This window comes from Caldibacillus sp. 210928-DFI.2.18 (assembly GCF_020554505.1).
Lineage (GTDB): Bacteria > Bacillota > Bacilli > Bacillales > Caldibacillaceae > Caldifermentibacillus > Caldifermentibacillus hisashii.
Map to the genome: position 1 here is coordinate 1 of NZ_JAJCHL010000031.1, position 14,975 is coordinate 14,975.

Sequence of the window (14,975 nt, forward strand, 5' to 3'; positions counted from 1 at the left end):
AGGGCTTACATCCCCTAGCCTAAAGGCGTAGGGGTTTTACGCCCATCCTTATAAATTTTCCGTTTTCATAACATCGAACTGCTTGTAAACGGTCATCATTCATATCGTCGAAAATGTACAAATAATCAGCAGGAAACATATTTAATAGATGGTCGATAAATGTGTTCAATACTTCTTCAAACTTTAGCCGTTCGGTCAAACGATGACCAGTTTTAACGGCCTTTTGTAAATATTGATTAATTTCCTTACTCGTATTATATTTTAACAAAATTAGTTGTGTACTAATGATCGGGGTACCTACCAGCAGAAAACTTGACACACCGACTAAATCATATAAAAAGAACAAAGTAATACCGACCGGAAAGGCGATTAGATGTATAAGCCCTTCCCAAAGAAATGCTTTTGTTATTAATGGTTTCCTTGTTTTATACAAAAAAGAAAATGCACCGGTGAAAAGGATTTGATTAATCATGAAATAAGACGCCATATATAGCCCTGCCAGCACGACAAAATTTATCGTTAAATTTCCTGCTTGAACATGCTCTCCACCGAAAATGTAAAAGATAGCACCGCTTACCAAAGATACGATCATAAACATGATAGAATTCAGAGGAAAGTTATACCGCTTTTCTTTTGGTAAACGTAATCTTAACAAGACGATAAAGGTAATAATTTGAGCCAATATTACTTCAGCAAATAATCCGTATTTTAGAAAAACAAATATAGTTAACCATTGTGTAACTGAAAAAGGAATTTGATTTACGACGATCGGTATCAAAGCTACGATGCAGGAAAGACCGGTCGTGACTAAAAAATCAAAATGATGATAGAAATGCGTAGGGGGTGAAATTTTATATGCGGTCCATAATCCTATCGGGATAACGGCAAACCAAGCAACCCATATAAAAATTTGAGTTCTTCTATCTAAAACCATTCTATTCCCCCCCTCCTTTTGGCATGGGCATTTTTACCTATTATTATAATAAAAAAATATTTTATTTAAAGCAAAATTTATGAACATTTTAGCAAACAAGTGACTGCTTGTCGTTGCGATACTATTTAAAATTCCAAAAGGTTAATCGTCAAACATGATATCTGGTTTTAGGCGGTTCACTTTTGCTGTACAGTGGCCTTGCCGTTGCACTGGATTATTCGCTTGTGAAATCTTCTTCGTTATGATCGGACCAACGACCAATAGAAGAGGGGCAACGATACCCCTCAATCATTTTTAATGTAAAAAAAGAACTGTTTCTGGCTCCGAATACTTATCGCTTTTCTTATAATACCTTCTTTACTTCTTTGATGAAATAAAGAGAACCGCAAATGACAAGAAGTTCATCAGCTTGCAATTGTTTTTCTTTTATAAATTTTGGCCAATCCAATACAATTTCTTTTTGAGAAGCATTTGAGAGATCATATAAGTTCTCCGCCTTTGTTGCTCGATGATGGTCAAATTCAGTAAAGTACAAATGATAGTTTTGTTCATCTAGTACGTGAATCATTTTTTTCAAAGGTTTGTCTCTCAGTGCAGAAAATAACACATGAATTTTTTTATCCGAAAAATGACGCTGTAAAGTTGCAACTAGCGTTTCGATTCCTTCCCGATTGTGAGCACCATCAAGAATCACTTGTCCACGTATTTCAAATCTTCCCGGCCAAAATGCCGTTTGTAATCCGGTTTGAAGATGTTCGTTTTCGATATACAATGCATAAAATTGTTTTAAATATTCTGCTACCATTACAGCCAATGTCGCATTTTCAATTTGGTGCTTCCCTAACATCGAAATGGAAAGTTCTGTATATGTTTGGTAAGGCGTTTTTACCGAAAATTGCTCACCGGTTTCCGTTGTGCCAAGATCTTTATATGTAAATTCACGTCCCAGTTGATATACGGTGGTCCGTTTCGCTTTTGCCGTATCTTCAAAAATATGAAGGAGCTCTGGATCAGTTACTGCGGTGATGACCGGGGCACCGTTTTTTATAATTCCTGCTTTTTCTTTGGCAATTTCAGTCAGTGTATTGCCAAGGATATTCATATGATCATAGCCAATATTGGTAATGATAGAAAGAAACGGATGAATAATATTTGTGGCATCTTTTCGCCCGCCTAGTCCGACTTCAATGATTGTTATATCAACTTTATGTAATTTACCAAAATAATAGATCGCAATAGCGGTAAGCAGTTCAAATTCTGACGGATAGCCAAGCTCTGTTTGGGCTAATTCATCAGCTAGCGGTTTAATGGCGTTTGCTGCTTTTATCAAATCAGCTTCCGGGATAGGTTGGCCATTAATACTAATCCGCTCCAAAAAAGATTCAATATAAGGGGATGTATATGTCCCTACTTCATAACCCGCCGTTTGTAAAATGGAACGAAGAAATGAAACGGTTGACCCCTTTCCGTTTGTCCCGCCTATATGTATCGCTCGTACAGTTCGCTCCGGGTGATCCAGTTTTTCCATTAACCACAGCATCCGCTCCAGTCCGGGTTTTATCCCTTGATCCAGTTGACGATTAATCCAATTGATAACTTCTTCACTTGTTTGAAACATTGATTTCCACTCCCCTGTTGTAACAATTTTATTTATGCATTCCCGCTGTAAGGAATAAGATGTACATGGATTGAAGGATTTGCATGATGTTTCCAATTCCTATTCCAGTCAAAACAACCGTGTCAATCTTTCCTTCCTCTGTTATTTTGTCTATTTTCCTTCCAGACTAATTTTACTAGTTTTTGGATTGAACGGTCCTTCGATTGGCTTTTTGCCATTTATAGAAACTTCTTTTTTTATTATACCAGATTGTATAAAATTCCAGCAGAAATGCGAATTCGGCATTGTGATAAATTTTAAGATTAAGTATATGTACATAGGAAGAACTTCGAGATTATAGGCTACGTAGTTGGTGAACTACGGCCTTTTACTGGAACCCGTCGGATGGAACGACGTACAACGGGTATTCAGTGAATATGATCCGGTTACCGGTGAGAAGCTTTCTTTTGGCGACCGTGTACTTGCGGGAGGTTTTTTGGCTCTTTCATTACTTCCCCCGGCAAAGAGTACGGGTAATAAAAGTAAGATTGATATTGGTAAAACTGATATAGATGTACTAAGGAAAAATGGAATGTTCCAGAAACTGACACAGTTGCAGTTGGTAAGACTGATGGAAAAGGATTGGAAAATTTGACTTTTGAAGGAGGATCACCAAAAGTACGTAAAGAAGCTGGATTACCTGATTTAGATGAAGTAATACCTGACAGGAATATTAAAGCTCCAGGAATAACCCATTGTTCACTAGGCATGCAGAAGAAATAGTTCTGAATGAATTTGATTCATCGGTAATAAAGACAGGTATAAAACCAGAAGATGTTTCAGGAACATTAAAACTACATCAATTGAATCCTTCAGGTGTATGCTAAATAGTGAAGAAAATATAGGGGATATCCTTTATGAATTATTAGATAATGAGGAAAATGGTATAACAATAATTCAAGAGATGTCAGATAATGAAACAGATGTCGAAGCTTGGAACTGTATTATTGACGCAGTTGCTTATACTAGTAGACTAGTAATATTTTTTTGGATAATGGCGAACTTATTTGGAAGAGTAATTAGACATTTATCTCTGGGTTATTCTGCCACAGGAAGATTTTATTTGTGAGGGTAGAGTGTGATTAGATTCTATAAGTTCAGTCTATATTGATATCAGTTACGTCGGTTTAAATCATCTTATACAGCTTATCATCACAAATTCAATTACTACCTAATAGTAAAGCCTGAAACGAAAAAAACTATCACATATGGGTATGTCACATGTGAAAAATGGTGTGATCCCATAAGTGATAGCTTTTTCTATTACCTACTTCATCCTTCTTAACTCTTCCAGTCGTTCTTGGACGGTTGCGCGTTTTTCTAAGTAGTCTTTTTCTTTCGCACGTTCTTCTTCAACCACTTGCGCAGGTGCTTTAGCAACAAATTTTTCGTTGGCAAGTTTTTTCTGTACCCGCTCCACTTCTTTATTTAGTTTCTCAAGTTCTTTTTCAAGGCGGGTAATTTCTTCTTCGATATTGATGAGCCCTTGAAGCGGCAAGTAGATTTCCGCTCCGGATACTACGGCAGTCATTGCTTTTTCAGGGGCTAGTACACCTACACCAATTGTCAACATTTCCGGATTACAGAAACGTTCAAGATAGGCTTTATTTGTTTCTAAAGTGTCCAAGATTTTTTCATCATGGGCATTAATGATCATGGCGATTTTTTTGCTCATCGGCGTATTCACTTCGGCCCGAATATTACGGACAGAACGGATGATTTCAACGAGTAATTTCATTTGTTCGCTTGCTTCTTGGTTCGACAATTCCGGTCGTACCTTTGGCCATTCCGCAACCGTAATCGACTCCCCCTCATGTGGGAGATTTTGCCAAATTTCCTCGGTAATAAACGGCATGAATGGATGAAGTAACCGCATCGTTTGGTCTAAAACATAGGCTAAAACGGAGCGAGTTGTCTTCTTTGCTGTTTCATCCTCACCGTACAATGGAAGTTTTGCCATTTCAATATACCAATCACAAAAATCATCCCAAATGAAGTTGTATAAAGCCCGGCCAACTTCACCGAATTCATATTTTTCAGCCAGATTGGTAACTGTTTCAATCGTTTCGTTGAGTCGGGTTAAAATCCACTCATCCGCTACAGATTTTTTTCCGTTTAAATCAATGTCTTCATATGGGAGTCCGCCCATATTCATCAAAGCGAACCGGGATGCATTCCAAATTTTATTAGCAAAATTCCAAACGGATTCAACCTTTTCCGTACTGTAACGTAAATCTTGTCCCGGTGATGATCCGGTTGCCAGAAAATAACGTAAGGAGTCGGCACCATATTGATCGATAACATCCATCGGGTCGACACCGTTCCCAAGCGATTTACTCATTTTCCGACCTTCTGCATCGCGAACTAAACCGTGAATTAAAACATCTTTGAACGGGCGCTTCCCGGTAAATTCAAGCCCTTGGAAAATCATCCGGGATACCCAGAAGAAAATAATATCATAACCGGTGACAAGCGCATCGGTCGGGTAATAGCGTTTCAAATCAGCTGCTTCCTTATCCGGCCAGCCCATAGTTGAAAATGGCCATAATGCCGAGCTGAACCAAGTGTCAAGGACATCCGGGTCTTGCTCCCAATTTTCAGCGTCTTGCGGGGCTTCATGACCAACATATACTTCTCCGGTTTCCTTATGATACCAAGCAGGAATCCGATGACCCCACCAAAGTTGTCGCGAAATACACCAGTCACGAATATTTTCCATCCAATGAAGATAGGTTTTTTCAAATCGTTCCGGAACAAAATGCACTTTTCCTTCCGTTTTTTGCAGCTTAATTGCAGCTTCAGCCAATGGTTTCATTTTGACAAACCATTGGGTCGAAAGATATGGTTCAACAACAGCCCCGCTCCGTTCCGAGTGACCGACGGAGTGAACCATTTCCTCGATTTTGATAAGGACACCTTGTTCTTGTAAGTCTTTGACAATTTGTTTGCGGCATTCAAAACGATCCATGCCTTTATATTTTCCGGCTTTTTCATTCATTGTACCGTCTTCATTCATAACAAGAATCCGTTCCAAGTTATGGCGATTTCCTACTTCAAAGTCGTTCGGATCATGGGCCGGGGTGATTTTTACCGCACCGGAGCCGAATTCCATATCGACATATTCGTCGGCAATAATTGGGATTTCGCGACCGACGATTGGAAGCACGATTGTTTTGCCAATTAAATGTTTATAGCGCTCGTCTTCCGGGTGAACCGCAACGGCCGTATCCCCGAGCATCGTTTCCGGACGCGTTGTTGCAATTTCAATATAGCCGGAACCGTCTTTTAACGGATACCGCAAATGATAGAAAGCGCCTTGTATATCTTTGTAAATAACTTCAATATCGGAAAGGGCCGTTTTCGTAACCGGATCCCAGTTGATAATATATTCTCCGCGGTAGATGAGACCTTTTTTATAAAGAGAAACAAAAACTTCACGAACCGCTTTGGAAAGACCTTCATCCAGTGTGAATCGTTCCCGGCTATAATCGAGACCAAGCCCTAATTTTGCCCACTGGTGACGAATTGTTTGTGCATATTCTTCTTTCCATTTCCATGTTTCTTCCAAAAACTTTTCTCGGCCTAGATCATAGCGGGATTTCCCTTCCGCACGCAGTTTTTGTTCGACTTTTGCCTGCGTTGCGATTCCGGCATGATCCATTCCCGGCAGCCACAATACATCGTAGCCTTGCATTCGTTTCATCCGGGTAATAATATCTTGTAATGTTGTATCCCAGGCATGCCCAAGGTGAAGTTTGCCGGTCACATTTGGCGGCGGAATCACGATGGAGTATGGTTGTTTGGTTTCATCATCTTCTGCTTCAAAAAATTTGTTCTTTACCCACCATTCATAGCGACCTTTTTCTATTGAATTTGGATCGTATTTTGTGGGCATCGAGAATGTTTGTTCACTCATTTAAATGCCTCCATTTTAATTTAATTTTTTGCAAATCCTGACAATTAAAAAACCCCACTCGTTAAAGGACGAATGGAGTTGATTCGCGGTACCACCTTTATTCACAAATGCATAAGAAGCATGCATTTGGCACTCAACCAGGTAACGGATTTCCCGGCTTTTGCTACTCTTCAGATTCACAAAAGCTGCTCCCGGGCGACCTTCCAACAGTTTCACTTAAGAACTCGCACCACCGTTCTCTCTCTGAAAAGCCAAACTATTGTACTCTTCCCGTTCAACGCATTTCGTTTATTTATACTTATTCTATAAAAATAACGGACATTTCGTCAATCATTATTGGCCATTTGAGGAAAAATTATACGAAATGATTTATATACAATTCTTTTTCTACCGGTTTTAGGAAAAATTATACGAAATGATTTTGAAACCCATATTCCGGTATTCGACACGCAAGTCCAGAATGCTTATGTTAGTTGGAATGTGGTGAACAACACCCGAGGCAGATTTTTCACAAAGTACCATTATTTTCACTTTTTAAAATTCACTCAAAAAAATATGAACAACTTCCCGTTATATTCACATAGAATGAATTAAAGAAACACTTTTTGCAGACGTTTCATGTCCGGTTGCGGTCTTGTTTCCTTTTGGGAAGACAACCGTTATAAAGGAGGGGTTTCATGCGTAGAAAATACAATCCATATTTACTGCCATCATGGGCTCGAACAATCAGGGAAGTCGGAAAGCAATTGATTATCCCGTTTACGATCTTCCAAGGAATCCGAACGTTAATCATCCCAACAACTTTTGATGTCGTCTTATTATTAATTTTTTTGTTAATTGTCGCTCTTTTCCAGATTGATCTGATATAAGTGTGTTTTTTTGTTAATTGTTTGGTAATTGAGCAACTTGGTTTTTTTAGAAGCCTATTTTAAGTTGTTGCCCTCTACCAAATAATAATTGCATGTTCAAAAAGGGGGATAAGTGTAAGGAGTATCCGAGAAGAAATTTGCCAGCTATTCCCCCGAACTTTTTGAACATCATAATTTTTTTACTGACTAATGGAAAAGAGGCGTTAGTGAACCGACTCTCTTTGCTTAGGAAAAAAGCAGTTAGTGAATTCAGGCACCCTTTCCGATTCGATTTTCTTTGGAAATAGGCCGTAAAAACTCGGCGGCCTTCCAAATTCAATTTTTCACGTCTTTAGAAGAAATTCCAATTATCCTCGATTTGCCCTTCCAATTTTTTTATTCAGCTAGTAGCTCTTTTGCACTGATTGTTGTTCTATTCATTGAATTTGCGATGTCTTTATTGTCATTCGTTAATGTTTCAATAGAAGCAGTCATTTCTTCCAGATTGGTACTCGCTTCTTCAAGAATTCCCGCAAACTGGGATGTATATGTTTCTATACTTTTACTTTTTTTCACGACTTCATTAGTCATTTCTTTTGAATGCAGTAAATCAGTGTTTAATTTTTGAAATACTTCTTTCAACTGTTGAAAGTAAACGACAATATCTTCCATCGAATCTGCAAGGTGGGTAATCTTTTGGTCACTGGCTTGCATTTTTTTCAACGTCGATTCGTTGCTCGTATTCACGTTTTGCAAGTTTTTGGTAATATTATTGACCGTATCTTTTGTCGACTCTGCCAGTTTGCGAATTTCTTCGGCGACAACCGAGAATCCTTTGCCGGCATCACCTGCTCGTGCCGCTTCAATGGAGGCATTTAAAGCCAATAAATTTGTCTGCTCGGAAATTTCTTTAATTTTATTTGAATATGTATTGGTTTCTTGAATGTTCTTTGTTAAATCCAGTAATGTTTGGTTTAAGTCGTTCATAAATGCTCGAATCTCCATTACATCTTGTTTAAACATGAAAACTCTTTTTTCACCGAGAGACGTGATTTCGTCTGTTTTATCCGCCTCAGTTGAAAGTTCTTCCATCATATTTTCCAGCTTTAGCATGACCTCGAGATTTTCCATCGTATGACTTGAAATCATTGCAATTTGGTCGGCTTGCTGTTGACTGCCAATTGTTAACTCTTGTAAACTGTTAGTAAATTCATTTTGAGCCAATTGATTGCTCTGAATCCGTTCATTTGCATTGGCCATTTCTTTTAAAATATTATTCATATTGGCTTGAATGCGTTCTTTTTGTTGCTTTTGTTCCTCACCATGTTTTTCTGACTGCCGCAACAATTCCCGAATCACGGATTGCTGTCTGGCGTTCATGTGGATTAGTACATAAAGTAAAAGTCCTGATAAAAGATAGAGTATGAGAATAGTAACAAAGTTTTCTTTAATTACGGCTGTTTCTTTTGTACCGACAAAAAAGATCGTTAACATGATCGACAATCCTATGGAATAACCAAGGATAAACGATTTTTTGCCAGAACTAATCGTCGAAAAAATGGCTAAAAAGAATGTGATGAGAATAATATTAATTCCGCCGCCGGTAACCGAAATACCTAAAAATGAAAAGGCGCCAATCAAAACAACACTTAAATAAGGAAATAGAGAGTGTTTCTTAACTATTTTTTCACAAACAATATATAAAACAGCAAAACAGATTAATTGAGTAGAATATATTATAATTACGGGGCCTTGTTTTAGTGCGATTGATTTCAAAAAAGCCAAAACTAATGAAACTGAAAAAGTAGTATACATGATTAAATTTATTTTTTTACTATCTTCCAACAACATTTGCTGTATCTTGTCCATCTTGTTTCACCTTCTTATTTGTATATTCATTTTTTGATCGATTAATAGGGAAGGAACAGCTCTATTGAAAACGTTTGCTTATAATAGAAAAGTAACAAGGCTTCTACTCTTTCAAATATTATTATTTTCCCTCTATTATACATGAATACCTATTCAGTGCAATAGAAAATTGATGATGAAGCGGCTTGTTTTTTGAGAAATGAGTCGGTACGTATTCAGTGCGCGACAACAAATTTATAATAGTACAGCTTTTTTGTGAAATAAGTCACTAATTTCAAGTGATATGGACATTTCTTCAAAAATTTATGTTTATTTGAATTGTTTGTGTTAATTTTTTATAACTGAGGATCTTATGATGATTGAAATAGTAAGGAATTTTTAAGGTCAAGGTTCCTAATTAAGATCACCTTGACCGTTTTCATTATTTTGAAGATTTTTTAACCAGCTTAAAAATTGTTGTTGATTTGTTTTACTGTGAAAATCATCATCCAATAGTTGTTTTAACAGTTTTTGCTGCTCTTCTTTTGGCAGTGGAGAGTTTTTCAAAAGTTCCCGACATTCATATAGAAAATCAACATATTCTCCATAATTTTTCGGGAAAGTGGCTTCCAATTGCTGTTTAATTTTCTTTGTCAGCATGGGGCTAGCGCCGTTTGTTGCAACACTTATTGTTAATCGGCCTCTTTTCATGATCGTGGGAAAATGAACATTCCCATTGGAAGCGTTTGTAGCATCATTGATTAATGTATTTTTTTGTGCATATTGAAGAACCAATTCGTTCACTTGGGGATTATTTGTTGCAATAATTACGAGAAAGGCGTCGGATATATCATTAGGTTCAAAATGCTTTTTCATCCAATTTACCTTGCCTTGTTCCCAATAATTGCGGATTTCCTGGGTAATTTTTGGACTAGTCACGGTAATCTTTCCACCGCTTTCCAGCAATAGACGAATTCTTCTTTCAGCTACATGACCCCCACCAATTATGACAATATTTTTGTTATTTAAATCGAACATTAGAGGTATGAATCTTGTCATTGTACAACTTTCCTTTTCGGTTTCATTTTCGTTGTAATGTCGATTTTAGTGATGTCTTGATTATATACTATTATATCAATTTTTCTGAATACCTAGGAGACTTACTGAAAAATTTAGCGGAACTCCACTAGATCAACAAACCTCCTCCGATTTCAACAGTAAGGCCTTCTTATTCAACAGTGACGCCTGTCAATTCAACAGTTCACACCGGGAATTCAACAGTACCACCAACTCGGCATATTAGGATTCTGTTTGCATTTCCAGCTTCATGATGATATTTTCAATGTTTTTCAGTTTCCAATATGCTTGCTGAATCTTTTTTGTATACTTCAATTCATGGTTTGGGGCGACTCTCGTTTGATAGCGGTTCAATAACTGAATCATGAATCCGGGGTGGGCAAGATAACTTTTCATAAGCAAAAGTTCTGTTTCCTTTAGCGGATAGTGTTTCATATAGATATTCAGCCATTCCATACAATCTTCACCGTTCATCGGGTATGTACTTAATGTGTTGGATAAAAACGGCAATAAATCCTGATATGAGGAACCGATACGGCTTTCGTCAAAATTAATAAAATACCCGTACCCTTTATCATCAAATACAAAATGATCCAAGCTAACTTTACCGTGAAGAAGGACCGTGCGAATTTTCTTTGATTCAAGCATAGTATCTTTCCAAATTTTTAGAGTTCGAAGTGCATATTCATAGGCTTTTTGAAATTCATGATAATATTGGACAAATTCCCATTCAAAAGGAGACATATACCATTTTTGCTCACACAGTTCAATCCAACTGTCAAGATATTGCATTTCTTTATTCCATTGTCCACTAGTTCGCTCAAAATGGTCCTCGATATTTGTCTGGTCCATTTCCATTTCTTGTGATGTCAAAAGATGAAGTCTGGCAAGTTCCCGAAACATTTTTCTTGCATGATTGGTTTCAACCGGTCTTGACTCGCTACCTAACCAAGGCATTAAGTAATACAGCTTTTGATCTCTTAAAATCATATATTGCCCGTTTTTTGCCGGATAAAGAGGAACGAAACGATAAAACCCTTTATGGTATAAAAAAGGGTAGATGGAAAATAAATTTCTTCCCTTAGTTACTTCGGTTTCTTTTAATGCAAACACATTGTTTCCACTAAATACTTTATATACTTTTCCAATCTTTTCCAAATGTCTCGGTTGAATTTGATATTCTTTTAAAATTTCGTAGACTCTCATTTTTTCACCTCAATGCATATAAAAAACGGGTTTCGTACCCGTTTTCTTTGTTACGTCACTTTTACATAAAGTGATTGGGATATGGTATTTTTCATTGTTATAGTTCGGCTGGTTCCTCGGTTAGTCCATTCAGTTATGACGAATGTATTTTATGTGTATTGGTGGGGATGTAAAGTATTTGTCCTTCATAGACATCCTGATTTGATTCCAGGTGATTTGTTCGCAACAGTTGGGAAACCGAGACGTCATATTTTTCGGCAATCAAACTTAATGTATCTCTCGCTTGAACAATATAAATTTTCATCCGAACTGCCGGATTTTCATCTTTTCTTCCAAAAAATTCAGTGAGTGAGATGGATTTTTCATCCTGATTTGTTTCTTGCGGCTGATAATTTATGTTTTTCTCGGTTCGATGGGCTTCGTGATCCTCTTCTGCCTGAACTTCCTCAATCGTAATATCAGCAAAATCTTGTTGTTCAGCCGATTCCTGAACACTTGTCTCCACTGCTACAGTCTCTATTTGTTGATTAAGATCTGCTCTTGTTTTCGGCTCCTCTACCGGTTCATTGTCCCTTTTTGACAGTTCGCCACTGACTTCGATCTCATTTTCCAATTTTGCCTCTGTATTCACAGCTTTCGTTTCATTTCTTTCCACTGCTACTTGGTTTTCATTATCCAAGTCATTTAAAACTGGATCAGTATTACGGTCGTTATCCTTTGGGGACGAATTAGTTAGAAGCGGACCGACTTCAGGAACATGCTCTGAATCCTTTAACCATGGACTAATTTCAGGTTTCTTTTCTAATTTTTCAGGTTCTGCTTTCTGGCGTCCGGCTTCAGGTACGTTCCCCAACTCCTCTTCTATACGACCGGCTTCAGGTACGTTCCCCAACTCCTCTTCTATGCGACCGGCTTCAGGTATATTTTCCGTCTCTTCTATAATGTGACTAGCTTCCGGCTCGTTTTCCAATCCCCCCGATTCTACTAAAAGATGATCAGGCTCAAACTGTTTTTCATTTGTATTTGTCGATAAAGTTGCTTGGTCAGCCTCTACTCGTTTCTTTTCAATTTTTTCCAGTTTATCCATAGTGGAAGTAAATTGAATCGGGATTTGGATATTTTCTTCAGGCTCTTCATCTCGGTCCTCTACTTTTTTAGCCTCTACTGAGAATGTGCTGTCGTCATCAATTTTATCGATGAAAAAATCGTTTGAAACTGGAAATAATTGGTCTTTATCAGCTAATGGATCTTCAGATAATGCCGGGATGCCTTCTTCACTACTTGACAAAATATCTTTTCGTTCGTATGCGGATGCATCTGCGGCAATTCCTGTAATTGCGACATTCGTTGACAATTTTAAGCAGTCTTTTTCAGGAATTGAGTAATCAAAAAATTCAATAAGGACATCTAAGTCTTCTATACTGCTTACTTTCTCTCTCGGTACGGTAATATCAACGGGAAAATCAAAATGAAATTCTGATATTCCTTCTTCTCTTGCGTCGAGTACGGTAACATATTTTTGCCCTGAAAAATAAATACGATCTTCTTCATCATTTATTTCAGCTTCTGATTTTTTATATTCTCCGTACATTTTTAATGATCCACGGATGGAAATAAAGTGATTCAAATCTTGGATGGTAACATTTGGCTCTAATGCTAAATTATATAATTCTCCAATCTCTTCTCCCTTTCGAAACCACACTGTTTCATCCAAAGAAAATTTAATGGCTGCCGGTTGATTATTATCAGTCAACATACTTCCCCCCTTACGAATCTAACTGTGGATTTTCAGAAACTCACTGGTGAAGATGAAATTTGTTTATTAGGATAAACAAAAATAATCGTGTTTTGAGATAACGTGAATAAGGAGCTATTATTCTACTCATATCATTACAAGTTATGAAAAAAGTGGATGAAATATGCTTAAAAAAGTTACTTTTGTGGAAGAACAAGTGGAAAAGCTTTTAAGAATACGTCAAGCATTTTGGAATCAAGCAATGTGGAAAAATAGAAAAGGAATTCACTTGTAGAAGAAGCCGAAATATTATTTCATGTTTCCATAAAACAATAGGTCCAAAATCAATAGGTGATTCAAAGTTGGAAAATGACGTACAAACTGATCCCGAACCTCCCCGCTAACAAGATCACTGTACGTCATTCCAAGTTTTAATTCATTTCTTTTATTTTTCGAAAAGCATGTTCTGCAGCTTGAATGGTTTTTTCTATATCCTCATCCGAATGAACGGTAGAAATAAACAATCCTTCAAATTGGGATGGCGGTAAAAACACACCTTGCAATGCCATTTCCCGATAATACGTTGCAAAATAATCGAGATTGGATGTTTTCGCTGTATCATAGTTCATCACTTGTTCATTGGTAAAAAAGACCCCGATCATCGAGCCGGCCCGATTGACAGTTAGTGGAATCCCGTATGTTTCTGCTGCTTGACGATAACCGGCTTCCAACATATCCCCTTTTCGTTTAAATTCATCATAGTGTTCGGGTTTTAACTGTTTCAATGTTTCATAACCGGCCGTCATTGCCAAAGGGTTGCCGGATAACGTGCCTGCTTGATAGACCGGACCACTTGGAGCAACTTTTTCCATGATTTCTGCTTTCCCGCCGTAAGCACCAACCGGAAGCCCGCCACCGATTACCTTCCCTAAACAAGTTAAATCAGGTTGAATGTTAAAATAACCTTGGGCACAATGATAATCGGCCCGGAAGCCTGTCATGACCTCGTCAAAAATAAGCAGGGCGCCGTATTGCTCGGTCATTTCACGCAATCCTTCCAAAAAACCAGGTAACGGAGGAACAACACCCATATTTCCGGCAATTGGTTCAACAATGATTGCTGCAATATCCTCGCCAAATTTTTCAAAGGCCGTTTTAACCCCGTCCAAATCATTATATGGAACAGTTATTGTGTTTTTTGCAATGCCTTCAGGAACGCCCGGGCTATCGGGAAGTCCAAGTGTTGCTACACCTGAGCCGGCTTTAATTAATAAGGAATCACCATGCCCGTGATAACAGCCTTCAAATTTTAAAATCTTACTTCTCCCCGTATATCCTCGTGCCAACCGTAATGCGGACATCGTTGCTTCTGTACCGGAATTTACCATACGAATAATTTCAATGGATGGTACCCGCTCCTTAACCAGTTCTGCCAATTTATTTTCGATTAATGTCGGAGCACCGAAGCTTGTCCCGGACTCGACTACTTTTTTCAATGCTTCAACAACTTGACGATTCGCATGGCCTAAAATTAATGGTCCCCATGAAAGAACATAATCAATATATTCATTCCCGTCGATATCGTAAATTTTCGAGCCTTTTCCGCTTTCCATAAAAATCGGATTCATATCAACAGCTTTAAAGGCACGCACCGGGCTGTTAACTCCCCCCGGCATTAACTGTAATGCCTCTTGAAATGCTTTTATCGATTTTTCGAATGAACGCATACTATCCCTCTTTTCTCTATATGTTTA

Annotated in this window: 10 protein-coding genes, 1 pseudogene and 1 other annotated feature; of the genes and pseudogenes, 3 read left to right on the plus strand and 8 right to left on the minus strand. The window is 37.9% G+C overall.

Features of this window, described 5'->3' with window-relative positions:
- Window positions 1-19 precede the first annotated feature (19 nt).
- Both LIZ98_RS08450 and LIZ98_RS08455 read right to left on the minus strand, forming a co-directional pair.
- Window positions 20-934 carry a hypothetical protein gene (locus tag LIZ98_RS08450; RefSeq protein ID WP_227139424.1) on the minus strand — a complete coding sequence of 305 codons (915 nt, stop codon included), beginning with the start codon at window positions 932-934 and terminating at the stop codon, window positions 20-22.
- Between the two features lie 343 nt (window positions 935-1,277).
- Window positions 1,278-2,552 (minus strand): bifunctional folylpolyglutamate synthase/dihydrofolate synthase, encoded by a 1,275-nt coding sequence (locus LIZ98_RS08455; protein ID WP_041844847.1) that lies wholly within the window; start codon window positions 2,550-2,552, stop codon window positions 1,278-1,280.
- Window positions 2,553-2,922: 370 nt separating this feature from the next.
- Here LIZ98_RS08455 and LIZ98_RS08460 point away from each other — a divergent pair.
- Both LIZ98_RS08460 and LIZ98_RS08465 read left to right on the plus strand, forming a co-directional pair.
- Window positions 2,923-3,087: pseudogene (locus LIZ98_RS08460) on the plus strand (pre-toxin TG domain-containing protein); the annotation flags it as partial.
- A gap of 324 nt (window positions 3,088-3,411) precedes the next feature.
- A complete protein-coding gene (locus LIZ98_RS08465) occupies window positions 3,412-3,660 on the plus strand; it encodes an Imm6 family immunity protein (protein WP_034771487.1) in 249 nt (82 codons plus the stop codon).
- A gap of 198 nt (window positions 3,661-3,858) precedes the next feature.
- Here the strand turns inward: LIZ98_RS08465 and LIZ98_RS08470 are convergent, their stop codons facing one another.
- Window positions 3,859-6,507: a valine--tRNA ligase gene (locus tag LIZ98_RS08470; protein WP_227139423.1), complete on the minus strand. Its 2,649-nt coding sequence runs from the start codon at window positions 6,505-6,507 to the stop codon at window positions 3,859-3,861.
- 61 nt (window positions 6,508-6,568) lie between these two features.
- Window positions 6,569-6,794: a binding site (T-box leader), on the minus strand.
- 390 nt (window positions 6,795-7,184) lie between these two features.
- On the opposite strand from LIZ98_RS08470, the gene LIZ98_RS08475 reads away from it, so the two are divergent.
- Window positions 7,185-7,376: a hypothetical protein gene (locus tag LIZ98_RS08475; protein ID WP_227139422.1), complete on the plus strand. Its 192-nt coding sequence runs from the start codon at window positions 7,185-7,187 to the stop codon at window positions 7,374-7,376.
- 375 nt (window positions 7,377-7,751) lie between these two features.
- Here LIZ98_RS08475 and LIZ98_RS08480 read toward each other — a convergent pair whose 3' ends face one another.
- From LIZ98_RS08480 to hemL, 5 genes are all read right to left on the minus strand, one after another.
- Window positions 7,752-9,224, minus strand: a complete 1,473-nt coding sequence (locus LIZ98_RS08480) for a methyl-accepting chemotaxis protein (RefSeq protein ID WP_227139421.1) — start codon at window positions 9,222-9,224, stop codon at window positions 7,752-7,754.
- Between the two features lie 393 nt (window positions 9,225-9,617).
- On the minus strand, window positions 9,618-10,262 hold the full coding sequence (locus LIZ98_RS08485) for an NAD(P)-binding protein (RefSeq protein ID WP_227139420.1): 645 nt from the start codon (window positions 10,260-10,262) through the stop codon (window positions 9,618-9,620).
- A 240-nt stretch (window positions 10,263-10,502) separates the two neighbouring features.
- Entirely contained in the window at window positions 10,503-11,486 is a 984-nt protein-coding gene (gene ysxE, locus LIZ98_RS08490; protein ID WP_227139419.1) for a spore coat protein YsxE, read from the minus strand.
- Window positions 11,487-11,619: 133 nt separating this feature from the next.
- The gene (locus tag LIZ98_RS08495; protein ID WP_227139418.1) at window positions 11,620-13,239 is read right to left on the minus strand and encodes a LysM peptidoglycan-binding domain-containing protein; all 1,620 of its coding nucleotides are present in this window, start codon (window positions 13,237-13,239) and stop codon (window positions 11,620-11,622) included.
- Between the two features lie 413 nt (window positions 13,240-13,652).
- Complete coding sequence (gene hemL, locus LIZ98_RS08500) at window positions 13,653-14,948, minus strand: glutamate-1-semialdehyde 2,1-aminomutase (RefSeq protein WP_227139417.1); 1,296 nt, start codon at window positions 14,946-14,948, stop codon at window positions 13,653-13,655.
- Window positions 14,949-14,975: the final 27 nt, after the last annotated feature.